The organism is Streptomyces sp. NBC_00341 (assembly GCF_041435055.1).
Lineage (GTDB): Bacteria > Actinomycetota > Actinomycetes > Streptomycetales > Streptomycetaceae > Streptomyces.
Map to the genome: position 1 here is coordinate 2,478,915 of NZ_CP108002.1, position 24,498 is coordinate 2,503,412.

A 24,498-nucleotide genomic window follows, 5' to 3' on the forward strand; every position below is an offset into this window, starting at 1 on the left:
ACATGACAGCCGGGCTGCGCCTGGGACCGCTACTGCGGTACGTCGACTGGGAGACCGCTTCCACCGCCACCGTCTGGGTCGAGGCGGACCGGCCGTGCACGGCCGTGATCCGGTGCGCGGACGGGGCCTCCGGCTCGTCCCCGACCTTCGCGGTCTCCGGCCACCACTACGCCCTGGTGGTGGTGACCGGTCTGACCCCCGGCTCCACCACGGCGTACGAGGTACTGCTCGACGACCGCCGGGTGTGGCCGCCCGAGAACCACCGCTTCCCGGCGAGCACGATCACCACCCCGCAGATAACCACCGGCGGCGACCGAGCCGGTGGGGACGGTGAGGCGGACGAGTCCGGTGAGGGCGCCGGGCCGCCGACGGCCCGGATCGCGTTCGGCTCCTGCCGCTGGGCGGCTCCCCCCGCCGGCGGACACGCGTCGGTCCGGTCCGACCCCGTCGGGCCGGACGCCCTGGACACCCTCGCCGCCCGGCTCGCCGCAGACCCCGACGCCGTACGCCCCGACGTCCTGCTGCTCCTGGGTGACCAGGTGTACGCGGACGAGACCTCGCGGGAGACCCGGCAGCGGCTCGCGGCGCGGCGCGATCTGGACGAGCCGCCGGGAGCGGAGGTCGCGGACTACGACGAGTACACCTGCCTGTACGACGAGTCGTGGCGCGACCCCGAGGTCCGCTGGCTGCTCTCGACGGTCCCCAGCTGCATGATCTTCGACGACCACGATGTCATCGACGACTGGAACACCAGCGCCGCCTGGCTCACCGAGATCCGCTCCACCCCCTGGTGGCACGAGCGGATCGTCAGCGGACTGATGTCGTACTGGGTCTATCAGCACCTGGGCAACCTCTCGCCCGCCGAGCTGGCGGCGGACCCGCTCTACGCGGCGGTGCACGCCACCCCGGACGGCACCGAAGAGGTCCGCCGGTTCGCGGCCGGGGCCGACGCGGACCCCACCCGTACCCGCTGGAGCTACCGACGCATTTTCGGCCGAGTACGGCTGCTCATGGTGGACAGCCGAGCGGCCCGGGTGCTCGACGAAACGCAGCGGGCGATGATCCACCCCGAGGAGATGCGGTGGCTGCGCGAGGAGATGCTCGCCGGGCCCGGATCCTTCGACCATGTACTGATCGGCACATCGCTCCCGTGGCTGCTGCCTCCATTGGTACACGACGCGGAGCAGTGGAGCTCGGCGCTGGTCCGGGGTGAGCGGGGCGGCCCCGACGGCCGTTGGGCGCGGGTCGGCGAGTACCTGCGGCAGCGCGCCGACCTGGAGCATTGGGCCGCCTTTTCCGATTCGTTCGGGCAGCTGACGGAGCTGATCCGGGAGGTGGGCAGCGGCCCGGACGCCCCGGCGACGGTATGTGTGCTCTCGGGCGATGTGCACCATGCGTACATCGCGGAACCCGCCTGGCCCGCCGGGACCCCTGACGGTGGGCCGTCGGCCCGCGTCCTGCAACTGACCTGCTCTCCCGTGCACAACTCGATCCCGGGCCCGCTCAAGGGCGCCTTCCGTTTCGGCTGGAGCCGGGCGGGGCGGCGGTTCGGACGGCTGCTGGCCCGGCACGGGCGCACTGGTACAGCTCCGGTCCAGTGGCACAAGACGGATGGGCCATGGTTCGGCAATCAGCTGATGACACTTACGTTGCATGGCCGGAAAGCTGCGCTGTCATTGGTTCAGGCCAAGTCGAAGAAGACAGGGGCCCAGCTCCAGACGGTATTTGATCGCTCGCTGACCAATGACGGTCCATCGACTTTCAGCCAGTCAACTAAACGTTGAACTTGCAAGTACTGATGAGGTCTACCTAACCTGTGGTGCTCAATCGGTTCACGTCCCCACTAGACCGAAGGAGCCTCCCCCCCATGTACTCACGCCTCAATCAGGCCCAGCCCTACGCCCTCGCGCTCTTCCGAATCGTCGTAGGTCTGCTCTTCGCCTGCCACGGTGCCGCCTCGATCTTCGGCGTGCTGGGCGGCGCCATGGGCGGCGGATCCATACCCGCCGGCACCTGGCCGGGGTGGTACGCGGCGGTCATCCAGCTCGTCGGCGGCGGGCTCGTGGCACTGGGCCTGGGCACCCGCATCGCCGCTCTGGTCTCGTCCGGCTCCATGGCGTACGCGTACTTCAGCGTCCACCAGTCAGGGGCGCTCTTCCCGCTGCAGAACGGCGGCGAGCCCTCCGCCGTCTACAGCTGGGTGTTCCTGCTGCTCGTCTTCACGGGTCCCGGCGCCCTGGCCCTGGACCGGCTGTTCACCGCCCGCTCCGCTCCCCTGCCCGTCGAGGAACGCGCACCCGAACCGGCCGCCCCGGTCGCCGTCTGACCCGGACGTCCCGCCGGACAGCCTCGGGCACGCCGGGAATGCCGCTTCCAGGCGTACCCGGGCTGTCCGGCGGGACGCGTGCGGGCCGCAGGCCCGGTCACTCCTCACGCGTACCTCACGCGCGCCTCGCGCGCGCCTCAATCGCGCGTCGAGGCACCGACGAGTGACGGTCGAGACTTATGTGACATACACATGAGGTGCCCAACATCACGCCCATATCTGGATCTCCAGGTGAACGGCAGGCGTACGCTGTACAGCTGGCCCTGCCGCTCCTGCCGCTCCCCTGCGACGTCGCGGCGTTGTCACGAATCGGGGAGTAGAAGTGCTGGAGAGTGTGGGTGCGCTGACCGGCAGCCCATGGATCTACGTTGTGGTCGCCCTCTCGGTGCTTCTGGACGTCTTCCTTCCTGTGCTGCCCAGCGGTGTCCTCGTGATCACCGCCGCCACGGCCGCCGCCGCGGGTACCAGCACGGTGGCCGCCGACGCCGCGGGCGCCGCCCGCCACGTCACCGAGGTCCCCTCGCTCCTGGCCCTGATCCTCTGCGCGGCCAGCGCCTCTGTGCTGGGTGACCTCGCCGCGTACCGGCTCGCCTGGCGCGGTGGCGCACGCCTGGACGCCGCCATCGCCCGCTCCCGGCGCCTCACCTCCGCGCAGGAACGCCTCGGCGCCGCGCTCAACCGGGGCGGCGGCGTCCTCGTCGTCATCGCGCGCTTCGCCCCGGCCGGACGCTCGGTCGTCTCCCTGGGCGCGGGCGCCTCGCACCGCAAGGCGAAGGAATTCCTGCCGTGGTCCGCGGTGGCGGGCGTTGCCTGGGCGGGTTACAGCGTGGGCCTCGGCTACTTCGGCGCGCAGTGGCTCGGCGCGAGCTGGCTGGGCACGGCGATCTCGGTCCTCGCGCTGTTCGTCGCGGGCGCGTTCGCCGCGCTGCTGATGCGGCGCCCCGCGGCGGCCGCCGCGGCCGCTGCCGCCACCGCCCCGGCCTCGGTCCCTATGGCGTCCTGACACCTCCCCGCACTTCCAGACCGTCCAGCAGTCTGGCGGTCGACGCGGCGATCTCGTCGACGGCACGGTCGAAGACTTCCCTGTTGTGCGCGGCCGGGGCACGGAAGCCGGAGACCTTGCGCACGAACTGCAGGGCGGCGGCGCGGATGTCCTCCTCCGTGGCCTCTTCGGGGAGGGACGGCGGGCGAAGGGTCTTGATACTGCGGCACATACATCAAGTGTGGACCGCCCCACTGACAACGTCCCGGGATCACGTGACAACGTCCCAGGATCAGGTAGCGACGTCCCAGGATCACGGGCCTCGGTCGGTCAGGGAGATCACGGGCCCCGGTCGGTCAGGAAGCGGGCACCGGACCGCCGGGCCTGAACCGCTCCACCCCCACGATGTGCCGCACCTTGACCGGGCGCACGATCACCGCGATCCGCCGCTCCCCCGGCATGGTCCACTCGAACCGCTCGCTGCCCAGGTACTTGCGGGCGAGCCGGTCCATCCGGTCGTGCGCCTCCTGGCCCTCCACGAAGCGGACCACCTCACCGCTGATCTGCACCCGGTCGAAGGGGTCGGCGTGATCCGCGTGGGAGAGGTAGACCCGGGGGTCGCGGCGCAGGTTCTCCTCCTTCACCCGGCCCGCCGAGGTGTTGAAGGTCAGCTCCCCGTCCCCCTCCAGGTCCACCCACATCGGGCTGACCTGCGGCGCTCCGTCGGCGAACACGGTGCCGACGTACCAGATGTTGGCGGCTCGCAGCCGGGCGCGGACGGCTTCATCCAAGATCAATGTCATCGGTGGAGGCTACCAACCGCGCCCGGCGACTGTCAGATGACCGACTTCGAGCGGTCCGTGCACAGGGCCCAGATCACGAAGGTGTCGATGGCCAGGGAGACCACGGCCCAGATCGGCTGGTAGGGCAGCCACATGAAGTTGGCGATCATGTTGAGCGCCGCGAGTCCCACACCGACTCCGCGCGCCCAGCCGAAGCCCCGGAGGATGCCCCAGCCGACCAGGAAGAGGAGGATACCGAGAGCCAGGTGGATCCATCCCCAGCCCGTCACGTTGAACTTGAAGACGTAGTTGTTGACCCGCGTGTAGACGTCGTCGGTCGCGATTCCGGCTATGCCCTTGATCGCCTCCAGCACACCGTCGACTATGAGCAGGACTCCGGCGAACATGGTCCCGCCGGCCGCCCAGGGGCTGCCGCCCCCCGGCTCTGTGGCATGCGAACGGGACGTACCCGGTGTGGGCGCTGACTGTGCCATGAGAACTCCTTGGCCGGTGGAACTGCACGTCAGACCGACCCTGGTCGGCACCCGAGGGGACGGCCACCCGGCCGCAGCCGAACGGGTGAAGCCGCCGCCCCGCCCGCCGGGCGTCCGGACACACCCCGCCCCGCCTCGACCGACTGCCCCCGGACAGCGTCAGGAACTACGCTCGCAGGCATGATCGAGACGGAGCGACTCATCCTGCGCCCCCTTGCGACGTCGGACGCCGACGCCTTCGTCGATCTCCACGCCGACCCCGAGGTCAACCGGTTCGTCGGGGCCTACTCCCGCCGGCAGGCGCTGGAACGGCTCGCCGGGATCGAGCGGCAGTGGGCAGAGCGGGGTCATGGGCTGTGCGCGGTGCAGCTCCGGTCCAGCGGCGAGTTCATCGGCCGGAGCGGTCTGCAGTACTGGCAGCAGTTCGACGAGGTCGAGCTGGGCTGGACCTTCCGGGCGGAGCACTGGGGGCACGGATACGCGACAGAGGCGGCTCGGGCCTGCCTGGACTGGGGCTTCGCCACACTGGACGCCGACTACTTCACCGCCCTCGTCCGACCGGGCAACGCGCCATCGGTGAAGGTGGCCGAGCGCCTCGGCTTCGCGCCGCGCCGGCAGGAGGAGCTGAACGGCAACCCCGTCACGGTCTACGCACTGGACCGCCCCGCCGCCAGCCGCTGACACCTGCCGGCCGCCCGGGCTCTCTCAGCCTTCGGAGACGGGGCTGTCAGGGGCAGCGGGGACGGCACCGTCAGAGACAGCACGCTCGGCTACGGCCCTCTCGTAGGCCAGGGTGAGCTCGGCCAGTACGCCGTCGGTGCGCTGCGGACGGCCTTCGAGGTGCGTGGCGCGGAGCTCGTCCATGAACCTCTCCCCCATATCGGGGCCGCCGCGAGCGAGGAGCTGGGCACGGATCGACAGCTCGGGCACGGTCGGGAGCCAGCGGGAGCCCCAGTCGCCCAGCTGTGTCATGAGCGGAACGAGCTGGATCGACGCCTCGGTGAGCCGGTACTCGATCTTCTGCCGGTGGCTCGGATCGTCGTGCCGGGTGAGCAGACCGGCACCCACGAGCTTCGACAGCCGGGCGGAGAGGATGTTCGACGCGATGCCCTCGACCGAGTGGGCGAGGAGCTCCCGGAAGTGCCGATGGCCGCCGAACATGACATCCCGCAGCACGACCAGGCTCCACCGGTCGCCCAGCAGCTCGACGGTCAGGTTGATCGGGCAACCCGATTTCCCCGGCGGCACGGGCAGGCGGCCCGTCTCAACTGGTTGCGGCATGCTGACAGCGTAGTACTGTACAACCGGTTGCTCATCACATCCGGTTGCAGTTTGCCGCCAGTCGGCGGACGCGCCGCCTGTTGTCTGTCGGCGCCCGACTCTCGACTCTCGACGCCCGGATCGTCGACGCCCGGATCGTCGACACCCGGAGGAGAACTCATGTCACAACAGCTGTTGAGGATGCACTGCATCACCGTGTCGCGGGACGGATTCGGTGCCGGTGAGGGCCAGAGCCTGGAGCGGCCCTTCGGTCACGCGGACCCCACCACCCTGCTCTCCTGGGTGGGACCCACCGCCAGCTGGGTAAACCGCACAGAGCCCGGCGGCACGCGCGGCCTGGACGACTACTTCACCCGTGAACAGACCCGCAACGTGGGCGCGGAGATCATGGGACGCAATAAGTTCGGCCCCCAGCGCGGCCCGTGGGAGAACCACGACTGGAAGGGCTGGTGGGGTGACAACCCGCCCTTCCGCACACCGGTCTTCGTGCTCACCCATCACGAGCGCCCCTCCTTCACCCTGGCCGACACCACCTTCCACTTCCTCGACGCGAAACCGGAGGAGGCGCTGGCACGCGCGAAGGAGGCCGCCGACGGCCGGGACGTACGCCTCGGCGGCGGGATCGCCACCATCCGCGAATTCCTCGATGCCGACCTCGTCGACACGATGCACATCGCCGTGGCGCCCGTCGACCTGGGGCGTGGCGAACGGCTCTGGGAGAGCCACACCGAGCTGCTCGACCGGTACCACCTCGATACGGTGCCGAGCCCCAGCGGAGTCACCCACCTGCTGTTCTGGCGGCGATGACCACGGTGGCCGAGAATCACGCCCGGTTGATCCGGTACACATCGCGCACGCACGCGTTGGCCAGGGTCGCGGCGAGGATGACTCCCGCACACACCAGCAGGATGTGCTGACTGGTCCAGTGCTTCGAGGCAACCGCCACCAGCAGGTACGCGATCGGAATGGCGGCGCGTTCACCCAACGCGTTGAACGCGCCGAGCCGCCCCAACTCGTCGTCGCGCACTTGCTGTTGCATGACCGTGGACCAGGCGACGATCGCTACGTCCAGCCCGATTCCGGCGACGACGGCGGCCATGAGCACGCAGACGAGGGGCAGTTCCAGCCCCAGAGCGGCCAGGGGCAGCATGATGCCCGCACTGGTCACCACACAGACCAGCATCAGCCGCCGCGGCTTCCAGGCCAGGCAGAGGAACGTACCCGCGAGGAGTCCGGCGGCGAAGGCGCCCTGCACCAGCCCCCATGAACGGGCGCCCGCGTAGCTGTCGGCCGCCACGAGCGGCCCGAGCAGCTGGAATCCGGCCAGCCAGGCCGCCACGACCGCGGTTCCGGCCACGGTGTAGCTCCACAGCCAGCTCCGCGAACGGAACCCGGCCCAGCCCGCCCGCAGATCGCTCACCACGCCGCCCCCGGAAGGGACCGACCCTGCGAGCCGGAGCCCGAGCAGGAGAAGGGCCGCGACGACGAACGTGCTCGCGTCCCACCCGAGCGCCCAGGCGGGGCCCGACAGCGCCACGACGAATCCACCGACGACCGGACCGACGATCCTGACGGCGTTCCCGGGCACCCGGACCAGCGCGTTGGCCTGCTGGAGCTGCTCCTTCGCAACGAGCCGGGTCGCGATCCCCTGGGCGGCGGGCGCGATGAACGCGGCCGAGGCCCCGGAGAGGCAGGCGCAGACACTGATCGCGAGCGTCGTCGCCGTACCGGTCGCCACCAGCACGCAGACCGCCGCCTGGGCCAGTGCGGCCCCGAGATTCCCGAGGAAGAGGATGCGGCTGCGGGACATCCGGTCCGCGAGGACGCCCCCCAGGAGGAGCAGGACCAGGGTCGGCAGGGTGTTCGCGGTGAGCACGATCCCGAGCGACTGCGCGCCGCCGCCATGCCCGATCACGGCGAACGCGAGCGCCACGGGCGCCATGGCCGAACCCGTCGCGGACACGAGATGGGCCAGCAGGAAACGCCGGAAGGCCGGTATCCGCAGGGGCGACGCGACATCCGGCCCGTGCTCCTGGCCGGCGGAGGTAGAGGCAGAAGCAGAAGCAGCGTGCGCCAGTGCTTCGCGCCCGCGCGCCTTCACCGCGGCTCCGGCGACCGCGCCCAGGGCGCGAAGCGCAACACCGGATCGTGGAAGCCCGTCGGGCAGCCGACGAAGGCCGGGCGGTCGAACACCAGCTCCAGGCCATGGCGGTAGGCCAGGTCATGACCGGCGGCGGGCCGGAGCTGCCCGGCGTTCCACGAGGCGACGCCCCGGTCCCACCAGGACCCTTCGGGAAGCCGGATCGCGGCATGCCGCCCTTCACCGCCCACTCTGCCCCTCATCTCCCCTTGCCGCCCCTCATCATCGCCACTCGTCACGCAGATCACTACTGACGACCGCTGACGACCGCGAACAGGCCGCCAGGCTACCCCGCGCGGCCCTGGCCTACTCCGGCGTCACGGCGTAGCCGGGGACGGACGGCCACCGCACCGTCAGCACCACCGACTCCTCTTCCGCGAACCAGGAGTGGTCGACTCCCTGCCCCCAGACGACATAGTCGCCCTGCTGCTCCAAAACCACACTGCGGCCCGGGAGTTGCACATGGAAGCGACCGCTGATGAGCACCAGCAGAGCCGTTCGCTCCTCGCCCCGCACCCACTGCTTCCGCTCGTCACCACGCGGGTGAACGCCCCACTTGATCTCCACGGCCTCGCTGTGGCGTGGATCGGCGTCGTCCTTGAAGTGCCCGAGCAGCCACCCTCGGTCCAGTGCCGCATCCTTGCCCGCGTTGCCCACGTACACGCTGTCGTTCATGATCCCGGACGCTAACAGCCGCGGGGTCCGCAGCCCGTCGCACTCCCCCGTTCCGCAGCCCGCAGGACCAAAGACCCGTGCCCGAGTGCGGAAAGGGACCGAAAGCCCCTGGCAGGGGGTCACCAAAGTGCGCAGAACACCCGACGGTGCATCATCTCTCTCGGATCTGGAATTCATGCTCACTACCGTGGGTTACATGAAGAATTCCACCGCCACCCTGCCCCGTCGAGCCGTCGCCGTCGTCCTGGGCACCCGCCCCGAGCTGGTCAAGCTCGCGGAGCTGATCCGCCTCCTCGGCCCGGCGGCACGGGTCATCCACACCGGGCAGCACTACGAAGCCGAGCTGTCCCGCGACTTCGCGGACGAGCTGGGGATACCCGAACCGGAACGCCTGCCCGGCGTCGGCGGCCTGCCACGCGCCGCCCAGATCGCCGACGCGCTCAACGGCCTGGACGGGCTCTTCGCCGACGACCCCCCGCGCGCGGTCGTCGTCCAGGGCGACACCAACGCGGCACTGGCCGGCGCACTCGCCGCCAACACCCGCGGCCTGCCACTGGTCCACGTCGAGGCCGGGCTGCGCAGCAACGACCGCGCGATGCCGGAGGAGCACAACCGGGTCCTCATCGACCACCTGGCCGACGTGCTCTGCGCCGCCACCCCCGACAACCGGGCCTCGCTGCTCTCCGAGGGCATCGCCGCCGAGCGGGTGCACGTCACCGGCAACACCGTCGTGGAATCCGTCCGCGACAACCTGCCCGACGCGGAGGACCGCCGCACCGCCCTCTCCGGCCTGGGGCTGGCTCCGGACGGGTTCCTGCTCGCGACCGTGCACCGGCCGGAGAACACCGACGACCCCGCCACCCTCGCCGTCGTCCTCGCGGAACTCGCGGGCCTGGCACGCGAACTCCCCGTCGTGCTCCCGCTCCACCCCCGCACCGGCGCCCGGATCGACGCCTGCGGCCTTCAGCCGCTGCTCGACGACATCCTCACGCTGCCTCCCGTCGGATACGCCACCTTCCTGACCCTCGCCCGGCATGCGGCGGTCCTCGTCTCCGACTCCGGAGGTGTGCAGGAGGAGACCACCGTCCTGGGCCGCCCGCTCGTGGTGGTCCGGCGCTCCACGGAACGGCCGGAGGCAATGGCCGACTTCGCGGAACTCGTCCCGCCGGGACTGGAGATCAGCGATGCCGCCCGGCGCCGACTGGCCGAGGGACGGCCGGGGCTGCGTCGACTGGCCGCCCTGCCGAGCCCGTTCGGTGACGGCCACGCCGGCGAACGCATCGCCGGTCTCATCGGCCGGACCGCCCGCCCCGCCCCCGCCCGGCACCGAGCCCGAGCCGAAGCCCAAGAGGGACAAGGCCAGGGACAAGGCCGGGGCCAGGGCCAGGATCGTGTGCTCGCACCGGCCGGTGTGTGACCGGCCACCACCCATTCGCCGCCCACCTCTTGTGAGGCGTGATGTTTCTCGACTTCGTCCTGTACGTTTTCCCGTTCCTCCTCCTCGCCTGCTTCCTCGTGTACTGGGCCGGCGCCCGGCACGCGTACGCACGCCGCCGCCCCTCCGCGGCCGGCGATCCCAGCGCGTACGACTGGCACTTCTTCGTTCCCTGCCGTGACGAGGAAGCCGTCGTCGCCACCACCGTGAACCGGCTGCGCGCCGACTTCCCCCGGAGCCACGTCTGGGCGATCGACGACGCCGGCGACGACCTCACCGCCCCGATCGTGACCTCGCTCGCGGACCGGGACCCGCACATCCACCTGGTCTCCCGCCGCCTTCCCGACGCCCGGGTCGGCAAGGGCGCCGCGCTCAACGCCGCGTACACCGCGCTCGACGAGCACCTCGCCCCCGCGACGGACCGCTCCCGGGTGATCGTCTGCGTCGTCGACGCCGACGGCCAGGTGTCGCCCGGCGCCCTCACCCGCGTCAGCGGCCCCGACGCCTTCGCCGACCCGGACATCGGCGGGGTCCAGATCGGTGTCCGGATGCGGAACGTCGACGACGAACGCCCGCTGGCGCACCGCGGCCGCCTCGCCAATGCCTACGCCCGGCTCCTCATCCGGATGCAGGACGCCGAGTTCGCCACCTCCAACACCGGCATGCAACTGCTCCGCGTCCGGACCGGCTCCGCCGGCCTCGGCGGCAACGGCCAGTTCACCCGCCTCACCGCCCTGGACAGGATCGCCGCCGCCGAACGCCACCCGTGGCAGCAGGGCGCGCTGCTCGAAGACTACGAACTCGGCCTGCACATGCGGCTCGCCGGTTACGACGTCACCCACCTCAGCGACGCCTGGGTCACCCAGGAGGCGCTGCCCCACACCCGCCGCTTCCTCACCCAGCGCACCCGCTGGGCCCAGGGCAACATGACCTGCGTCCGCTACGCCGGCCGGATCGTGTCCTCCCGCCACTACCGGTCCCGCGGCGTCATGGAGTCGCTCTACACCTTCGTCCAGCCGTTCGCACACCTCGCGACACTGCTGCTCACGGTGCTGATGACCGCCGCGCTGATCGTCGGACACGGCATCCTGTTCGCCGCCTGGCCCCTGGCGCTCGCACTGGCCCTCGTATCGATCGTGCCGTTCGTGCTCTGGGGCCCGGTCTACCGCCGGGAGTTCGCCGCGGACCGCTCCCGGTTCAAGGGCCTCCTGTGGGGCATCGCGCTCTGGCTTTACGCGTACCACCTCTTCGTCGTCTCCGCCCGCGGCTTCGTCCGGCTGCTGCGCGGCCGGACCGGCTGGGCCAAGACCCGGCGCAACGCGGAGGCGCCCGGCCACGGCCCCGTGGCACGCGAAGCCTGACCCCTCCCGCTCTCCCCCTGCCCCTGCCCCTGCCCCTGCCCCGCACGCTCCCTGCCGAGGACCACCATGTACCACCACCCCGCATCGCGAATCCATCCGCAGATCGCGGACTGCCGAGGCGTCTGCGCCGTCCTGGGCGTGGCCCTGCTCGACGCCGCCCTCGGCGAGGACGTCAGGCTCCTGGCCCTCTACTCGGTCGGGCCGGCCCTGTCCGCGGTCCGCGCCGCGCCACGGGCCGTCATCGGCACCGGAGCGTTCGCCGGGCTGGTGGCCGTACTGCTGACCCTGCATGACGGCATTCTCGGCACCCACCGGGCCGTCTCCGGGTTCATCGCCATCGCGCTGGTGACCGCTGTCTCCACCGTGGCGGCGCGGCGCAGGACCCGGCAGGAGTCACGACTCGCCGCCGCCCGTCGTGTGGCGGACGCCACCCAGCTGGCCATCGCACCGTCCATGCCCGCGACCGAAGGCCCGGTGCGGCTGGCCGCCTCCTACGAATCCGCCGACGCCGGCGCCCACGTAGGCGGCGACTTCTGCGAAGTCGTCCCGGTCAGAAACGGGGTACGCGTCCTCATGGGCGACGTCCAGGGCAAAGGGCTCGGGGCCGTATCGCTCAGCAACACCCTTCTGGGCTCCTTCCGCGACAACGCCCCGGCCGAGGCGCACCTGGAGGACGTCGGGCTGCGGATGTCGTGCAGCATGCTCCGCCGACCGGACGAGGAACGCTTCGCCACCATGACCCTCGCCCAGCTGACCGACAGCGGAGAACTGACGGTCCTCAACTACGGTCACCCCAGCCCGCTCATCACCCTCGCGGACGGAACCGGCCGCTGGGCGCACCCGCGACAGCCCGGCCTGCCCCTGGGACTGGCAGCCCTCGCCCACTGCGAACCGGGCTCCTACCGGTGCACCCTGCACGCCGGCGACCGCGTCCTGTTCCACACCGACGGTCTGACCGAATCCCGCGACGAGCAGAACCGCTTCTACCCGCTCGAAGCCCGCGCCGGTCTCCTGCGCGACGCCGATCCGGCCGCCTGCCTGGACCGCCTGCGGGCCGACGTCCACGCACACGCCGCAGGCTCGGAGGGCGTCGACGACTCCGCGCTCCTCCTGGTCGAGTACCAGGGGCAGCCCGGCGCGGCGGACCGGCCGGCCATCTCGACGGAGCCGGGGCGCCGCCACCTGCCCCTCAGGCACACGCCCGAGGTACTGGGCTGCCACGTGTGCGCCGTTGCGGACTGCCCGCTGCGCGATGCGCTGGATTCCTGAGAGCTGTTCCGCATCCGTCATCCGGCGATCGTCGGCGAACGTTAGTGAAACGTTAGGAGAACGTGAGCGCCAACTGAAACGGTGGCACTCCCCCAGTGGGGGAAGACAGCCCCTTTCGATTATGGCACGGGCGCACTTTCGGGAGCGTCCGCAATCCAGGAAATGGAGTAGTCATGAAGAAGATCAAGGCGCTTGTGCGGAAGTTCAAGAAGGACGAGGACCTCGCCAACCACGCGTGGGTCCTGCACGTCATCTAGTGCAGCTCTAGTACACCTTCGTCGGCGGGGGAAGCGGCCATGTCGCTCCCCCCGCCCACGCCCGAGTATCTCTCCGGCTTATCTCCGGCTCTCTCCAGCTTATCTCCGGCCCGTTCATGGTCTGGATTATCCGCCTGCTGCGGGGAATCCGTCTGTTGCGGGGAATCCGTCTGACTGCCATTTTCATGGAGGTGCGATTCTCGTGGAAGAAACGGCAGCGGCATCGGATCGCGGCCATTCCATCGTGTACGCCCCACGAATTCAGGAACTGCTGGCCAGGGAGGAGAAGGTCTTCCGGATCGACGCGACCACGGTCGGCGTCTCCCGCTCCGACCTGATCAGCGAAGTCGTCGCGGCGCGACCCGTCCTGTCGACGGAGCGCTCGGTCTACAAGCCGGCGGCCGGAGCCGAGATCCCCCACGACAGCGCGACCCGAACGATCCGCGCTCTGGGGAAGGACGTCATGGAGGGCATCCGCACCCCGCCGCCTCCGGCGCGCGGGCTGAACGGAGCCTGGCCCTACGCCGCCACCTCCTACCTGCGCCAGTGGCTCTTCGCGTCCGACCCGCTGCCGGTCTCCCTGTTGTCGAAACGCGGCATCACGCGCTCGCCCGCACTCTCCCGGATCGTCGACCGCGCCGTCACCGTATGGCCGGAGCCCGGTGGCGGCGGGCGCGGACGTACCGCGCTGGCCGAGCAGATCAGCAGCGCCTCCGACGCCCAGGAACGCGGGCAGGCCATCGCCATGTACCGTCGCGCGACCGCCACCCTCTGCGACGGGGTGGCCGCGCTGACCGGCAACACCCTGTGGCTCATGGGGCCGGACGGACGGGCACGGGGTGCGGCCCGCGCAGACCTCACCGCGGTTCTGTGGGAGACGCTGCGGCTGCTGCCGCCCGCGTGGATGCTGTACCGGACGGGCGGGGACGCGTACGCCGGACTGCACCCCGAGATCCGCCGCGAGGACAACGTCGCCCTGTTCCCGCTGCTGATGCACCGTCACCCGGATTACTGGCCGGAGCCGATGGTCTTCCGGCCCGAGCGGTGGGCCGGGGTGCCGGATCCCGAGAAGACGCCGGCGTACATGCCGTTCGGGTTCGACGGTGCCCGCTGCTGGGCCAAGCACCTCGTCGTCCCCCTGGCCGAACGTCTGCTGACCGTCGCTCTCGACAACCGGCTCACCGTTCGCGGCCCGAAGCAGGAGACCCACGTTCCGCTTCGCTCCCTGCTGTCAGTGCGGTTCGACGCCGAATCCGGAGCGTGACGTCACCTCACCCCGCCACCCTGCCACCCGACCGCCCCGACACCACGGGAACGCCATGGAATCGCCCACGCTGGCCAACTGGGTCGGTGACGTCGAGAGTTTCAGCAGCCATCAGTGGCAGCACCAGCCCGCGGTCTTCACGCCGGAGACGCTCGCCTCGCCTTTCGACCTCGACGAGCTGGACGTCGCCTTCGACTCAGGGCTGCTGCGGACCCCCTACCTGGAGATGGTCCGCTCCAACAAGGTCACCGTCCCGACCGACGCGTACACCACGTCACGCGTGGTCAACGGAACGACGCACCACGGCTTCGCCGACCGCGCGAAGGTCGTCGGCCTCATGCGCGCCGGGGCGACGCTGCTCCTGCGCCACGTCGACCAGTGGCACCGCCCCACCGCGGACCTGGTGGCCCGGCTGTCCGGCGAACTGGACCGGCGCGTGGAGGCGTTCTTCTTCGTCACCCCCGCCGACGGCCAAGGTCTCGCTACCCACCGCGACGACGCCGACGTGTTCGCCCTCCAGGTGGCCGGACGCAAGACCTGGTACGTACACAGCGCGCCGAAGACCGCGGACTGGCCGCTGGGCGAGCTCCCGGACGACGAGGACTCGCCCCAACTCCTGCGCGGCGTCCTCGAACCCGGCAACGTGCTCTACATACCCCGCGGCTTCGCCCACCGCGCGGTGGGCGAAGCCGGACTCTCGGCCCACCTCTCCCTGACGATCCGCGACATCTCCCTGCCGGACCTCGCGGCAGCCCTGCAACAGTGCCTGACCGAGAACCTGGACATCCCCGCGCGCCCACTGGGGGAAGCCGCGATCAAGGACGCCTGCGCCACCCTGCTCGGCCATGCCCGTGCACAGCTCGCCACGATCACCCCGGACGACCTGCGCCTCGCCGCACGGGCGGCGCAGACGCGGCAACCGGGCGGCGAGCCACCCCGGTCGGAGACGTTCACCGCAACGGCCGAGGACTGGGACTCCGACACACCCGGCACCAAGCGCCCCGCCCTGGCCTCCGTCGCACGCACCTGGCACCGCCTGCGCGACGCGGCACGCGGCACACCCTGACGCGAAGCGGCGACGTCCGGCCCGGAGACCGTGCACCGGGGGGGCAGCCCCGGCGCACGGCCTTCACACGTTGGGTTCGGCCCCATGCGCTGCCGCGATCCGGTCGATGCGGGCGGCCAGGTCGAAGTCCGCATCGGTCAGCTTGTGGCCGGCGTCGTGCGTGGTGATCCCGAACCTCACCCGGCTGCCGACTCGTCGCCACCCCGAAGGAGCTTTGCCCGCAAGGGAGTCGAGGCCGGCTGGGCCGCCACCGCTGGACCGTAGAACGCACCATGGCCCGGCTCGCCGGCTGTCGCCGCCTTCACCGTCGCTACGAACGCAAGCCAGACCACTTCCTCGCGTTCACCAGCATCGCGTGCACCCTCATCTGCTGCCGCCGGTTGACGGCATGACAAGGTTTGCGAGCCATTGGCTCACCTTGTCGAGGTATCCGGGAACGAGGGCCGCCGAGCCCTCTGCCTGCAGACGATGGTCACCGCCCGGGAGCACCTCCACCGTCAGGGTGGCGCGGTGGAGTCGGGCGGAGTGGCAGGCGGCTGCGGTGAAGATACGGATGCTGTCGGCGACCGGCACCGTTGTGTCCGCACCACCGAATAGCGCCAGATGCGGGCAGCACAGCTGGAGCAGGTCCGGAGTCGGGTCGTGGTCCTGTTTTCGCTTCAGGAACAACCAGAGGCGTTCGTCCACGTCGCCCCAGTAGTAGGCGAGTCCCGGCGGCGCTCCCGCGTTGTCGACGAGCTTTTGCGCCGTGGAGAAGTCGGCGTCGCGTCGGCCTGCTTCTGCCAGCCGGTCGTACAGATTTAGGGTGCTGCGGACCTCAGGGTGCCCATCACCATGTAGACCCTTCAGGTGGTTGCTGAGGGCGTAGCGTTCCTGCTCGACAGGGCTCACCCCCGGGCAACTGTTGGTGACCACCCACGGCACGTCACCCCGCCCCGCAGAAGCGCGCAGAGCAACCCAGCCGCCCTCGCTGTGCCCGAAAAGGCCCACCGCTTGAGGTCGAACCTCGGGCTGAGCACGGAGAAAGTTCAGCGCGGCGACTGCGTCAGCCGCCAGTTCATCCATGGTTGCTGCGCGCCAATCACCGGATGACTGGCCAACACCACGTTTGTACATACGAGAGCACGGCAAATCCAGCCTCTACAAGGTGCCGCTGGATCGGCAGGAAGTAGGTGCCGTTGTCCCTGTCGGTCGGCCCGGACCCCCCGACCAGCACCACGCCGGCAACGGCCGGTTCGGCGTCGACCGGAACTCGCAGTGAACCGGCCAGCTCTACCTCCCCGTTGACGAACGTGACGTCTTGCACTCTCACGCTTTTCATGAACTCAGTCTCATGGTTCTGGACGGACCTCGTTCAGTTGATCCGGAAGCTTGCCCGTCCAGGACGGAACCTCCCGTGAGCTTCCCGCCAGTGCCCTACAAGATCGAGAGATCGCCGAACGAACAAATGAGACGGGTTCTCATTCCCCAACCCACCACTCACCCCATTTCCCGCTCCCCGCCGGTTTCGCGGTGGAACGGACAAGTGAGGTTCCCTTGAGATGCGGAAGGTGGTGACAGAGCATCAGATGGTTCTATGAGAGGAACATCGACCATGGCTGCCCCCAGGAAGTACTCGCTGGAGTTGCGTGAGCGTGCAGTGCGGATGTATCACACCTCGGATCCGAAGCCCCAGATCAAGAAGCTGGCCGTCGACCTCGGCGCCTACCCCGAGGCCCTGCGGGGCTGGATCCGGCAGGCCGAGGCCGATGCCGGCGAGCGTGATGACCGGCTGACCACCGACGAACACGCCGAGCTGGTGGCCCTGCGGAAGGAGAACGCCCAGCTCAAGAGGGCGAACGACGTACTGCGGACGGCCTCGGCGTTTTTCGCGGCGCAACTCGACCCGACCCGGCCCAGGCGACCACGCTCCTCGACGAGCATCCCCACCTGGGAGTCGAGTGCGTACTTGGGGAGCTTTCCATCGCCTCCTCCACCTACTACCGCTGGCGCCGGGCCCCTCTGTGTCAGCCGCCTCCTGGCACGGCGGCTACCACTTGGTCAGCTCGCTCCAGGTGTGAGAAGTCCGGGTAGCCCCTCACCGGCCGGCGAGTCCCTTGCTTCGGATCGACGACGAGGGCAACGCCTGTCGCCGCATCCCAGGCGTCTACGTCCACGGTCCGACCGACCATTGTCTCGGTGCCGTTGAAGATCGCGAGCCGGCCAGTCCCGTTGAAGTAGCGCATGCCGCCATCGTTCCTGACGGCGGCTCGATCGCCCACTGCTTTCGGTGAGACACGAACAGCAGCGGGCTACCCACTGAGTGCTTCCACGACGTAGAGGAAGAACTTCAGGCCGAAGACGGCGACGACTCCAAGTGCGATGACTCCCAGCGAGCAGCCCAATGCGATCACGGTCATGAACCGAGCCCATCCTTGAGCCCTGGTGTAGTCGGTTTCGTCGTCCCACCGCTGATCAGACACGATGCCCCCTTGCCGGTCACTGTACTCAGCGAGGGATCAGGGGGCAGCTCTCCTGGTCGGCCTGTGGCCTCATCCTTATCAGGTCGATCATTGGAGCCTGTCAACCTCGACCAACCGCGCCTGCGCCTCGGGCGATCGTCCATTGAGGTCCGACGCCGACCGCTGCTGTTCGTCCCGTTTGGTGTCAGCCGGTGATGTCAGGCATCGCACGTCGCCTGACACTCAATCGCCGGCCTGCTGATCTTCTTGACTTCGAGGGAGGGTCGATCGAATGGCCCACACGCCAGCGAGCATGCCGAACCCGGAAGGCACGCCGTCCCATGGCTGCGGCAACGTGGTTTGGAGCCACCTGGTCCCCACGACGATCAGCACCATGACCAGGATAAGCAAGGGGCGCCGGATGATGTGCCTGACCATCCCAATGTACGACGCGCCGAACTGCCTCAGTTTCCCCGGCTTCATGTTCGGGACTGTAGCGCCGATTCCCCCCATCTTCACCACGTACGTCAACCCACCGCCTACCCCAGCTCCCATCCCGTCCGCCTTCGACCCACACACCGTGGAGCGGGCTTGGTTCAGGGCGTCAAGGTGGAGCGCGCCACTGTACGAACGACCTTGACGGCCTGGGCCGTGACTGCTCGGCTTTGCCTGGGTCGAAGGTGGTCGGGATGGGAGCCCCACGACGCTCGCCCCGCTCCGGCCGGCACCCGCGAACCGGCGCCCCTCCCATCCCGGAGTCTGAGCGCCCCCGCCGGAGGCATCGTCTTGAAGCCGCGGGCTTGGTTCTCGACTCATGCCCCACGGGCCTACACAGCGGGCGCGCGTCGTGATGGAGATCCTCGGGCACAGTCAGATCGCGGTCACGATGAACATCTACGCCCACGTCGTCCAGGCCACGCAGCGCGAGGCCGTGAGTCACCTGGACCGGATGCTGAAGCGGCAGCGTCCCGACCGTGGGTGACTGCACCCGTTGATGTCAGCAGTAGATGGCAAAGGCCCCCAACCATGATCGGTTGGAGGCCTTTGCACTGGTGGGCGCGGGCAGTTTCGAACTGCCGACATCTGCTTTGTAAGCCTGGCATCGGCATCTGATGCATCACCGCAGCTCAGTCGGTCTGTGCGCTGCAATGGCTGTCACCAGCTGCTGACGCCGGGACGTTCCCCAAATGACCGTGACTGACCGCTCGATCTGGCACGCATCTGGCACGCATGCCTAGAGCTCAACGCGCTCGCTCACAACGTCGTCACCGGGCTCGCCATAGCGCAGCACGACATGGGCCGGCCGAAACGGAAGCATGCGCAACCCGGACTCCATAACCCGGAACAAGGCTTCGGCATCAGGACCATAGGCGTAGATCACAACCTCTCCCCCGCCGAACTCATTGCCGTCGACCTCACCAACACCAGCGGCTGCGACCGCGGCACCGATGGACCGCTCGGCTTCAAAGACCAGCGACCTCTGGTCAGGTTCACCGAACTCGTCGCCGCCCAACTGGAAGCGAGCGATCACGGCGTGTTCCGGAGCCTCGTCCGGCAGGTCAAAGAGCACGTTCTGCATGACGGCACCCTCCCACTGGGGTCTGACAGCCAGTCTCCTGCTGGGCATCTGCTCACTTGCTGTCGCCAATCTCTGCGGAGAGCCGTGCGCCCCTCTATGCGCCGGATGCCCTCTTGCGGTGCCCTCTCCTTCACAGCACGGTTTCGCTGAACGTCGCTCGGCGCTGAGTGCTACAAGGGGGAGGAGCGAGAGGTCATGCGGACAGTGACACCGTGGGCGCGGAAGACCTTCGGAGACACGGCCGGCCAGTTGGCTGACCTGATCCCAGCCAGCTTGGTCCGGGCACACGCCAGGGCCCGCAGTGGTCACGAGGGTGTGCACACCCAGACCTTGGAGGCCTATGGACACGGGCTCTACGCTGCCCAGTACGAGGAACTGGCTGTCAGCCTGGCCTCACTCTCTGATGCCGCGCCGGTGCGCCTACAGAGCCGGACGCTGATGATCATTCGTGACCACCTGATCTATCCGTATTGCTACGCGAAGAAGGATGTCCCCGTCACGGCCGCGCGCCTACGCCGCGCTACCGGCTTCCGCGCAGATCTGATTCGCCGACACGGCCCAGAACCGATGCAGCAGGCCTTCGACTTGGACTTCGATGAGTCCGATGAAGCGGAGGCGCACCCTGACCTCAGCCTCCTACCAGAGGACGTGCGCCTAGTCCTGGTCGCCTATGCGTGCTCCATGAGCCAAGGCGTGATGCGCATCGAATGGGGCTCGGCCGAGCTGCGCCGAGAGGACCGCTACCTCATCTGGCACCGCCACGAGCCCCTGCCTCCTGGTGCCTAGCCAGCAAGAAACACCCCATCTTGCCTGACTGCTACCTCTTGACGGAAACCCGTATCGGTGGGTGGGCCTGACCTGGGGCTTCCGGCCGAGGCCCGGTAGCTGGACTGTCACTGTCGGTCGCTGATTGTCGGCCTCGGGCGGCGTCGCACGGCCCACAGACGGCCCAGGGCTGCCGGAGTCGCCACAGCGGGATCACGCACGCTTCGCCTTACGAGGGCTCGTTCCATACGTGCACGACCGGGACGCCTTCCAGCGGGAGACGGTCGCGGTAGTACTCCGAGTCGAGCCACTCCTCGATCACGAAGAGCGGCCGCGACAAAAGCACATCGCCGACCTGCTGAGCCCGCAGAAGCAACCCGAGATCGGTCAAGGCAAGGGAGTCATCGGGCGTGTAGAGCAGGCAGTTTCCGTGCTCAGAGGCGTGATCCAGGAGGAATTGGTGCGCCTGCTCGGGATCGCGGCCGGCCAGCGCCCCACCTGCGAGGAAGGCCTGAGGCCCCACAAACGCATCCAAGGACACGCACGCCAGCCCGCCCCCGTCGTCGTCGTCGTCGTAAAAGACCTTCACCCTGTCGGCGAAGTTCTCCTGTGAGTACGGTCCGCCAACCTGTTCGTGCGGGGCGAGTACCTGGAGCGCGACAGCGACATCGGCCGGACTCATCCCGAACCGCAAGGGCCCCACACTGACCCCAGGCATCCACTCCCAGCGCTCCCGCTCACTGTTCGCAGTCACGGTCCCCACCCTCCCTCGGACAGCTCGCAACCATCCCCCGTTCCGCTCGGGCCTTGAAGCCCGCTCGGCGTTCGACGCCAACTGAGACACACGGCCAAGTTGGCACCCGTCCGAAACCTAGTGACGACTGACCGGGATCTCGTACACGATCTCGCACAGGGCGGCGGGCACGACGATGTCAGCCGTCTCTACAGGCCGCCCCTGGTCGCTGTAGTACGTCCGCCTGATGTGGGTGACAAGAGCGCCCTTCTGGATGCCGAGGAGAGACGCCTCCTCCGAAGTCGCCTGCCGCGGCTCCGGCTGCTCGACGGCATGGCTGACCGTGATGCCGATCGCAGCCATGCGGTTCACGACGCCTGCCCCGGCGTGCGGCCCTCCCTCGGGAAGGACGACGAGCGTGCCGGCGGTGAGGTCGTACGGCTCCCAGCTCGTCGACAGTTGCAACGGCTTGCGGTCGGCCAGGAACTCGTAAACGGTCCGGACGCACAGATCGCCTTCGGCGACACCGAGCCGCGCCGCGATCTCCGCCGGCGCCGGGACCTTGGCCTCGGTCCGGCTCTCCCAGTCCCCAAGCCTGCCTACAGCCTGCATGTCCGCGCGGAACGGGGAATCGTCCCGGTGCTCGCGTGCCGAGGAACGCACCACCCGGACGCGCCGACGGGGCTCGGCGATATAGGTGCCGGACCCCGCACGGCCTTCCAGGACTCCCTGCGAGATCAGCAGCTCCTGCGCCCGACGGACGACGTTCTCGCCGACGCCGCACTCCTGGCCGATCTGGGCACGTGAGGGCAGCCGGTCTCCTGGCGTCCACTCGCGCTCCGCGATCCGTCGTCGGAGAACGTCCGCGATGCGGAGATAAGGCGGCTGCTCAGGCATATGGAAAATCTAGTCCACTAGCTCTAATCTAGTTAACTAGCTTCACGTAACGTGATCACTCCGCGACGGAGATACCTGTGCCCGCTTCCGAACTGAGCGCCGAGGACATCGCCGCCCGGTTGTCCGCCGCCGGACTGACCACGCGCGTGATGCAGCACGCGCACCGCACATCGATCAGAGCGGAGGTGCCGGACGACTTCCCCGCCGACTCATGGCGGGAGGTCCTGGACGCAGTGGCGACAGCCGATCGATTCGGCCTCGTCGCAAGCAACGTGGACGGCCTCGTCTTATGGGCCGCAGTACGCAAAGAGGTCCCCGCGACGGGCACTGTCCGGGGACCTGGCCATCAGCGTTAGGAGCTGATCAGCGTGTTCAACCGTATCCGTCGCGCCCCCGCGCGTACCAGAGAGCGGTACGCCCAACAGCCCTGCCACCGCGACGCGTTAAAGCCCACCCGCCCGACATGCATCGACCCCAACCCGTCCGAGGCGCTAATGCTGCTCCTTCGACAGCGCCAAGACCGCACGGACGTCCTTCCTGGCGAGGAAACGGTCCTCGCCCGCCCGTACACCCTGGCCAGCGAGCAGCGCACACGGCAGTGCTCGAAGCCCGTCCCGCACCACCTCCTCGCCCACACGTGCTTCACGCCGGCGGAGGCCCACGGATGACGCGCGTCCGTGCAGAGGCGGCCACGCCCTACCAGTCCAGCGCATGTCGGATCGGCACCCACCACGAGTGCGCGCACTCGTGCCCGACGACGGCACCGATCGACATCCCTGTCATCTACGAGGCGTGCGTCTGCCCCTGCCACTCCCCGGCCACGTCATCGGAGGCCGCCTCATGAACGGCTTCCCCTCCGGTGGTGCACTCGCCTCCCCGGTTGAGATCACCTCGGCCACCGTGCAGCGCGGCGACGTCGTCCAGATCGGCGGCCAACCGTGCCGAGTAGCAGACCTCCGCCAACTCCCCGGCGGCGCCAAGCGCCTCCTTTTCGAGTCGGGCGAGTTCCTGACGATGCACACCCGTACGCGCCTGATCGCCGTACGCGTGCTCAAAAGGTGGTGATGGACTCCGTGCTGCCCCTCCGGCACACCATCGCCGACGGCCTCCGAACGCAGATCACCACCGGCCGCCTCAAGGCCGGCGAACGCCTCCCCTCGGAACCGAGTCTCGCCGCCCAGTACAAGGTCAGCACAACGACCCTGCGCAACGCCCTTGCACTCCTCCAGGCCGAGGGCCTGATCGAGAAGGTCCATGGCAAGGGCAACTTTGTCCGTCACCCCCTCCGCAGACTCACGTACACAAGAGGCCGCCTCACCTCGGACGCAGACCTCCGCGTCACGATCCGCACCACCAACCTCCTAGCTCGCGGAGACATGATCTCCCTGCTCGGAGTCCCCTCGCGCACCCCGCTGACGGAGTTCCTCTGCCTCACCCACCAGGGGGAGAGGCCGCACAGCCTGGCTCGCATCTACGTCCCTCGCGACCTGGCATCGGCCCAGCTACCTTGGCGTAGATCCGGCGTAGAGGAATCCCGAGATCAGATCCGGGCGCGCCCCCCAACCCCGGAGGAAGCGTCATCCCTTCGAATCAGCTCAACACTGGCCGTCCTCTCGATCACGCGCGTGTCGATCGACAACACCGGGCGCGTGGTCGAGGCTGCCCTCCTGGTCCTCCCCGGCGACCGCGCCGAAGCGCTCTTTATCACGCACCACACAGCCAACGCGAAAGGACAGGAAGGATGACACCCCAGAACGAGCTCCGCCTCCTGCCTTGGACGGACCCCAACGGCAAGCCCTGCTACCTGAGCGCCGACAGTGAAGGCAGCCACCTGTCCCGTCTGGCAGACAACATCGAAACGGTCCAACTCGGCATGGCAACCGAGCTCCTGGAGGAGGCAGCCGAAGCACTCGGAGACAAAGACGCCGAGCCGGAGGAACTGCGCCACCTGGCAACGACTCTGACTGAAGCCCTCCACGAGGTGCTCCGCGTGGCAACAAGCCGCGGCCACCGCCTACTGACGCCGGTTCCGCCCCATGAAGGAGACGAGCGCCTACGGCTCCCGGCAGCAGCCTTCGGCTAAGACCTGTCCCGTAAATGATCTCTGAGTCGTGTGGACGTGGTCGGTAGCGAGTGCGACCGCTTGCCCACCTGGCGAGGTTGAGATTGTGAAGGCGGGCGAGTCAAAGCATGGCGTGGTGGACGCCGTCGCCCTTGAGGCGGCATTCGCGGAGGATTCTCCAGGTCTTCACGCGGGCGAAGACGTGCTCGACGCGGGCGCGGACCCGTTTTGGGACTTGTTGTGGGCCTGCTTCCAGTCGGACAGCTCCTCGCCTCTGCGGCGGCGAAGCATCACGAGCCCGGTGCCCGAATAGCCGCCGTCGGCGATCGTCATGGTCTTGCCGACGGCGGCCTTAGCGCCGGACTCTTCCCACGCCCTACAGTCGTTGCGGTTGACTACTTCGACAGCAGACTTCCCATAGCGCAGCACGAAGCGTGCTAGCCGAAGCGGTAGCGAACTCAACCCAGGCTTCATCGGTTGGAACAGAGCTTCGGCATCGGGGTCATAGACGAAGATCACAACCTCTCGATCGCCTCAACAGCGATCGGCAGAGCTGGCGTTCGTTCGCGGAACCAAGCGACACTCGTAACGGCACGCCAATGTCCACCACTTAGCACGGCGCCTCTGGACGCATAGGATGAGGGTCCAGCAGGCGTCCGGGGGGGGACACGGTGGGTGCGCTGAGCCTC

29 protein-coding genes and 4 pseudogenes are annotated in these 24,498 nt (G+C 68.9%); 18 read left to right on the top strand and 15 right to left on the bottom strand.

Annotation, left to right across the window (positions count from 1 at the left end):
• Positions 1 to 2 precede the first annotated feature (2 nt).
• The 3 genes from OG892_RS11020 (at position 3) to OG892_RS11030 (ending at position 3,329) form a co-directional block, all read left to right on the top strand.
• Positions 3 to 1,784: an alkaline phosphatase D family protein gene (locus OG892_RS11020; RefSeq protein ID WP_371629015.1), complete on the top strand. Its 1,782-nt coding sequence runs from the start codon at positions 3 to 5 to the stop codon at positions 1,782 to 1,784.
• A gap of 83 nt (positions 1,785 to 1,867) precedes the next feature.
• Complete coding sequence (locus tag OG892_RS11025) at positions 1,868 to 2,326, top strand: DoxX family protein (RefSeq protein ID WP_073735837.1); 459 nt, start codon at positions 1,868 to 1,870, stop codon at positions 2,324 to 2,326.
• 322 nt (positions 2,327 to 2,648) lie between these two features.
• On the top strand, positions 2,649 to 3,329 hold the full coding sequence (locus OG892_RS11030) for a DedA family protein (protein ID WP_371629016.1): 681 nt from the start codon (positions 2,649 to 2,651) through the stop codon (positions 3,327 to 3,329).
• On the opposite strand, the gene OG892_RS11035 is transcribed toward OG892_RS11030, so the two are convergent.
• The 3 genes from OG892_RS11035 to OG892_RS11045 all read right to left on the bottom strand — a co-directional run bounded on the left by OG892_RS11035 (position 3,316) and on the right by OG892_RS11045 (position 4,584).
• On the bottom strand, positions 3,316 to 3,540 hold the full coding sequence (locus tag OG892_RS11035) for a DUF2277 domain-containing protein (RefSeq protein ID WP_073735839.1): 225 nt from the start codon (positions 3,538 to 3,540) through the stop codon (positions 3,316 to 3,318). The two genes, OG892_RS11030 and OG892_RS11035, sit on opposite strands and share 14 nt — an antisense overlap.
• 124 nt (positions 3,541 to 3,664) lie before the next feature.
• The gene (locus OG892_RS11040; RefSeq protein WP_371629017.1) at positions 3,665 to 4,111 is read right to left on the bottom strand and encodes a TIGR03618 family F420-dependent PPOX class oxidoreductase; all 447 of its coding nucleotides are present in this window, start codon (positions 4,109 to 4,111) and stop codon (positions 3,665 to 3,667) included.
• A gap of 32 nt (positions 4,112 to 4,143) precedes the next feature.
• Positions 4,144 to 4,584 carry a hypothetical protein gene (locus OG892_RS11045; protein ID WP_073735841.1) on the bottom strand — a complete coding sequence of 147 codons (441 nt, stop codon included), beginning with the start codon at positions 4,582 to 4,584 and terminating at the stop codon, positions 4,144 to 4,146.
• 180 nt (positions 4,585 to 4,764) lie between these two features.
• On the opposite strand from OG892_RS11045, the gene OG892_RS11050 reads away from it, so the two are divergent.
• Positions 4,765 to 5,265: a GNAT family N-acetyltransferase gene (locus tag OG892_RS11050; protein WP_371629018.1), complete on the top strand. Its 501-nt coding sequence runs from the start codon at positions 4,765 to 4,767 to the stop codon at positions 5,263 to 5,265.
• 24 nt (positions 5,266 to 5,289) lie between these two features.
• Here the strand turns inward: OG892_RS11050 and OG892_RS11055 are convergent, their stop codons facing one another.
• Positions 5,290 to 5,865 (bottom strand): helix-turn-helix domain-containing protein, encoded by a 576-nt coding sequence (locus OG892_RS11055; RefSeq protein ID WP_073735843.1) that lies wholly within the window; start codon positions 5,863 to 5,865, stop codon positions 5,290 to 5,292.
• 159 nt (positions 5,866 to 6,024) lie between these two features.
• On the opposite strand from OG892_RS11055, the gene OG892_RS11060 reads away from it, so the two are divergent.
• Positions 6,025 to 6,672, top strand: a complete 648-nt coding sequence (locus OG892_RS11060; RefSeq protein ID WP_371629019.1) for a dihydrofolate reductase family protein — start codon at positions 6,025 to 6,027, stop codon at positions 6,670 to 6,672.
• Positions 6,673 to 6,688: 16 nt separating this feature from the next.
• Here OG892_RS11060 and OG892_RS11065 read toward each other — a convergent pair whose 3' ends face one another.
• From OG892_RS11065 to OG892_RS11075, 3 genes are all read right to left on the bottom strand, one after another.
• On the bottom strand, positions 6,689 to 7,870 hold the full coding sequence (locus OG892_RS11065) for an MFS transporter (protein WP_371631615.1): 1,182 nt from the start codon (positions 7,868 to 7,870) through the stop codon (positions 6,689 to 6,691).
• A gap of 92 nt (positions 7,871 to 7,962) precedes the next feature.
• Positions 7,963 to 8,208: a hypothetical protein gene (locus tag OG892_RS11070; RefSeq protein WP_371629020.1), complete on the bottom strand. Its 246-nt coding sequence runs from the start codon at positions 8,206 to 8,208 to the stop codon at positions 7,963 to 7,965.
• 103 nt (positions 8,209 to 8,311) lie between these two features.
• Complete coding sequence (locus tag OG892_RS11075) at positions 8,312 to 8,680, bottom strand: signal peptidase I (RefSeq protein ID WP_371629021.1); 369 nt, start codon at positions 8,678 to 8,680, stop codon at positions 8,312 to 8,314.
• 196 nt (positions 8,681 to 8,876) lie between these two features.
• Between OG892_RS11075 and wecB the strand changes: the two genes are divergently transcribed.
• From wecB to OG892_RS11100, 5 genes are all read left to right on the top strand, one after another.
• Positions 8,877 to 10,097 (top strand): non-hydrolyzing UDP-N-acetylglucosamine 2-epimerase, encoded by a 1,221-nt coding sequence (gene wecB / locus OG892_RS11080; protein ID WP_371629022.1) that lies wholly within the window; start codon positions 8,877 to 8,879, stop codon positions 10,095 to 10,097.
• A gap of 41 nt (positions 10,098 to 10,138) precedes the next feature.
• A complete protein-coding gene (locus tag OG892_RS11085; RefSeq protein WP_371631616.1) occupies positions 10,139 to 11,476 on the top strand; it encodes a glycosyltransferase family 2 protein in 1,338 nt (445 codons plus the stop codon).
• Positions 11,477 to 11,542: 66 nt separating this feature from the next.
• Entirely contained in the window at positions 11,543 to 12,745 is a 1,203-nt protein-coding gene (locus OG892_RS11090; RefSeq protein WP_371629023.1) for a PP2C family protein-serine/threonine phosphatase, read from the top strand.
• Positions 12,746 to 13,246: 501 nt separating this feature from the next.
• Positions 13,247 to 14,266: a cytochrome P450 gene (locus OG892_RS11095; RefSeq protein ID WP_371629024.1), complete on the top strand. Its 1,020-nt coding sequence runs from the start codon at positions 13,247 to 13,249 to the stop codon at positions 14,264 to 14,266.
• Between the two features lie 55 nt (positions 14,267 to 14,321).
• Entirely contained in the window at positions 14,322 to 15,332 is a 1,011-nt protein-coding gene (locus OG892_RS11100) for a JmjC domain-containing protein (protein WP_073735850.1), read from the top strand.
• 63 nt (positions 15,333 to 15,395) lie between these two features.
• On the opposite strand, the pseudogene OG892_RS11105 reads toward OG892_RS11100, so the two are convergent.
• Positions 15,396 to 15,533: pseudogene (locus OG892_RS11105) on the bottom strand (4a-hydroxytetrahydrobiopterin dehydratase); the annotation flags it as partial.
• A 14-nt stretch (positions 15,534 to 15,547) separates the two neighbouring features.
• Between OG892_RS11105 and OG892_RS11110 the strand changes: the two are divergent.
• Positions 15,548 to 15,724 (top strand): annotated as a pseudogene (locus tag OG892_RS11110) (transposase); the annotation flags it as partial.
• Here the strand turns inward: OG892_RS11110 and OG892_RS11115 are convergent.
• On the bottom strand, positions 15,696 to 16,397 hold the full coding sequence (locus tag OG892_RS11115) for an alpha/beta hydrolase family protein (RefSeq protein WP_371629025.1): 702 nt from the start codon (positions 16,395 to 16,397) through the stop codon (positions 15,696 to 15,698). The pseudogene OG892_RS11110 and the gene OG892_RS11115 overlap by 29 nt on opposite strands.
• A gap of 16 nt (positions 16,398 to 16,413) precedes the next feature.
• Positions 16,414 to 16,653: a hypothetical protein gene (locus OG892_RS11120; protein ID WP_371629026.1), complete on the bottom strand. Its 240-nt coding sequence runs from the start codon at positions 16,651 to 16,653 to the stop codon at positions 16,414 to 16,416.
• A gap of 273 nt (positions 16,654 to 16,926) precedes the next feature.
• Here OG892_RS11120 and OG892_RS11125 point away from each other — a divergent pair.
• Positions 16,927 to 17,160 (top strand): annotated as a pseudogene (locus OG892_RS11125) (transposase); the annotation flags it as partial.
• Positions 17,161 to 17,338: 178 nt separating this feature from the next.
• Here OG892_RS11125 and OG892_RS11130 read toward each other — a convergent pair.
• Positions 17,339 to 17,557, bottom strand: coding sequence for a hypothetical protein (locus tag OG892_RS11130; protein ID WP_328698308.1), 219 nt, complete (start codon positions 17,555 to 17,557; stop codon positions 17,339 to 17,341).
• Positions 17,558 to 18,587: 1,030 nt separating this feature from the next.
• Between OG892_RS11130 and OG892_RS11135 the strand changes: the two genes are divergently transcribed.
• Positions 18,588 to 18,755, top strand: a complete 168-nt coding sequence (locus tag OG892_RS11135) for a hypothetical protein (protein WP_371631764.1) — start codon at positions 18,588 to 18,590, stop codon at positions 18,753 to 18,755.
• Positions 18,756 to 19,007: 252 nt separating this feature from the next.
• Here OG892_RS11135 and OG892_RS11140 read toward each other — a convergent pair whose 3' ends face one another.
• Positions 19,008 to 19,352, bottom strand: a complete 345-nt coding sequence (locus tag OG892_RS11140) for a hypothetical protein (RefSeq protein ID WP_371629027.1) — start codon at positions 19,350 to 19,352, stop codon at positions 19,008 to 19,010.
• 195 nt (positions 19,353 to 19,547) lie between these two features.
• On the opposite strand from OG892_RS11140, the gene OG892_RS11145 reads away from it, so the two are divergent.
• The gene (locus tag OG892_RS11145; RefSeq protein WP_371629028.1) at positions 19,548 to 20,138 is read left to right on the top strand and encodes a hypothetical protein; all 591 of its coding nucleotides are present in this window, start codon (positions 19,548 to 19,550) and stop codon (positions 20,136 to 20,138) included.
• A 208-nt stretch (positions 20,139 to 20,346) separates the two neighbouring features.
• Here the strand turns inward: OG892_RS11145 and OG892_RS11150 are convergent, their stop codons facing one another.
• The gene (locus OG892_RS11150; protein ID WP_371629029.1) at positions 20,347 to 20,871 is read right to left on the bottom strand and encodes a hypothetical protein; all 525 of its coding nucleotides are present in this window, start codon (positions 20,869 to 20,871) and stop codon (positions 20,347 to 20,349) included.
• A gap of 117 nt (positions 20,872 to 20,988) precedes the next feature.
• Positions 20,989 to 21,747: a GntR family transcriptional regulator gene (locus OG892_RS11155; RefSeq protein ID WP_371629030.1), complete on the bottom strand. Its 759-nt coding sequence runs from the start codon at positions 21,745 to 21,747 to the stop codon at positions 20,989 to 20,991.
• Between the two features lie 77 nt (positions 21,748 to 21,824).
• Here OG892_RS11155 and OG892_RS11160 point away from each other — a divergent pair, with 77 nt between their 5' ends.
• From OG892_RS11160 to OG892_RS11175, 4 genes are all read left to right on the top strand, one after another.
• Positions 21,825 to 22,103: a hypothetical protein gene (locus OG892_RS11160; RefSeq protein ID WP_371629031.1), complete on the top strand. Its 279-nt coding sequence runs from the start codon at positions 21,825 to 21,827 to the stop codon at positions 22,101 to 22,103.
• A gap of 484 nt (positions 22,104 to 22,587) precedes the next feature.
• Entirely contained in the window at positions 22,588 to 22,812 is a 225-nt protein-coding gene (locus OG892_RS11165) for a hypothetical protein (protein WP_123526251.1), read from the top strand.
• Complete coding sequence (locus OG892_RS11170; protein WP_371629032.1) at positions 22,812 to 23,492, top strand: GntR family transcriptional regulator; 681 nt, start codon at positions 22,812 to 22,814, stop codon at positions 23,490 to 23,492. The genes OG892_RS11165 and OG892_RS11170 overlap by 1 nt, the downstream gene beginning before the upstream one ends.
• Positions 23,489 to 23,830, top strand: a complete 342-nt coding sequence (locus OG892_RS11175; RefSeq protein WP_371629033.1) for a hypothetical protein — start codon at positions 23,489 to 23,491, stop codon at positions 23,828 to 23,830. Before OG892_RS11170 ends, OG892_RS11175 begins: the two co-directional genes overlap by 4 nt.
• Before the next feature lie 100 nt (positions 23,831 to 23,930).
• Here the strand turns inward: OG892_RS11175 and OG892_RS11180 are convergent.
• Positions 23,931 to 24,202 (bottom strand): annotated as a pseudogene (locus OG892_RS11180) (transposase family protein); the annotation flags it as partial.
• Between the last annotated feature and the right edge of the window lie 296 nt (positions 24,203 to 24,498).

Coding starts and splice junctions, on each gene's coding strand:
- OG892_RS11020 (WP_371629015.1), top strand. CDS start 3: ATGACAGCCGGGCTGCGCCTGGGACCGCTACTGCGGTACGTCGACTGG.
- OG892_RS11025 (WP_073735837.1), top strand. CDS start 1,868: ATGTACTCACGCCTCAATCAGGCCCAGCCCTACGCCCTCGCGCTCTTC.
- OG892_RS11035 (WP_073735839.1), bottom strand. CDS start 3,540: ATGTGCCGCAGTATCAAGACCCTTCGCCCGCCGTCCCTCCCCGAAGAG.
- OG892_RS11040 (WP_371629017.1), bottom strand. CDS start 4,111: ATGACATTGATCTTGGATGAAGCCGTCCGCGCCCGGCTGCGAGCCGCC.
- OG892_RS11045 (WP_073735841.1), bottom strand. CDS start 4,584: ATGGCACAGTCAGCGCCCACACCGGGTACGTCCCGTTCGCATGCCACA.
- OG892_RS11050 (WP_371629018.1), top strand. CDS start 4,765: ATGATCGAGACGGAGCGACTCATCCTGCGCCCCCTTGCGACGTCGGAC.
- OG892_RS11055 (WP_073735843.1), bottom strand. CDS start 5,865: ATGCCGCAACCAGTTGAGACGGGCCGCCTGCCCGTGCCGCCGGGGAAA.
- OG892_RS11060 (WP_371629019.1), top strand. CDS start 6,025: ATGTCACAACAGCTGTTGAGGATGCACTGCATCACCGTGTCGCGGGAC.
- OG892_RS11070 (WP_371629020.1), bottom strand. CDS start 8,208: ATGAGGGGCAGAGTGGGCGGTGAAGGGCGGCATGCCGCGATCCGGCTT.
- OG892_RS11075 (WP_371629021.1), bottom strand. CDS start 8,680: ATGAACGACAGCGTGTACGTGGGCAACGCGGGCAAGGATGCGGCACTG.
- wecB (WP_371629022.1), top strand. CDS start 8,877: ATGAAGAATTCCACCGCCACCCTGCCCCGTCGAGCCGTCGCCGTCGTC.
- OG892_RS11085 (WP_371631616.1), top strand. CDS start 10,139: ATGTTTCTCGACTTCGTCCTGTACGTTTTCCCGTTCCTCCTCCTCGCC.
- OG892_RS11090 (WP_371629023.1), top strand. CDS start 11,543: ATGTACCACCACCCCGCATCGCGAATCCATCCGCAGATCGCGGACTGC.
- OG892_RS11100 (WP_073735850.1), top strand. CDS start 14,322: ATGGAATCGCCCACGCTGGCCAACTGGGTCGGTGACGTCGAGAGTTTC.
- OG892_RS11115 (WP_371629025.1), bottom strand. CDS start 16,397: ATGGATGAACTGGCGGCTGACGCAGTCGCCGCGCTGAACTTTCTCCGT.
- OG892_RS11120 (WP_371629026.1), bottom strand. CDS start 16,653: ATGAAAAGCGTGAGAGTGCAAGACGTCACGTTCGTCAACGGGGAGGTA.
- OG892_RS11130 (WP_328698308.1), bottom strand. CDS start 17,557: ATGCGCTACTTCAACGGGACTGGCCGGCTCGCGATCTTCAACGGCACC.
- OG892_RS11135 (WP_371631764.1), top strand. CDS start 18,588: ATGCCCCACGGGCCTACACAGCGGGCGCGCGTCGTGATGGAGATCCTC.
- OG892_RS11140 (WP_371629027.1), bottom strand. CDS start 19,352: ATGCAGAACGTGCTCTTTGACCTGCCGGACGAGGCTCCGGAACACGCC.
- OG892_RS11145 (WP_371629028.1), top strand. CDS start 19,548: ATGCGGACAGTGACACCGTGGGCGCGGAAGACCTTCGGAGACACGGCC.
- OG892_RS11155 (WP_371629030.1), bottom strand. CDS start 21,747: ATGCCTGAGCAGCCGCCTTATCTCCGCATCGCGGACGTTCTCCGACGA.
- OG892_RS11165 (WP_123526251.1), top strand. CDS start 22,588: ATGAACGGCTTCCCCTCCGGTGGTGCACTCGCCTCCCCGGTTGAGATC.
- OG892_RS11170 (WP_371629032.1), top strand. CDS start 22,812: ATGGACTCCGTGCTGCCCCTCCGGCACACCATCGCCGACGGCCTCCGA.
- OG892_RS11175 (WP_371629033.1), top strand. CDS start 23,489: ATGACACCCCAGAACGAGCTCCGCCTCCTGCCTTGGACGGACCCCAAC.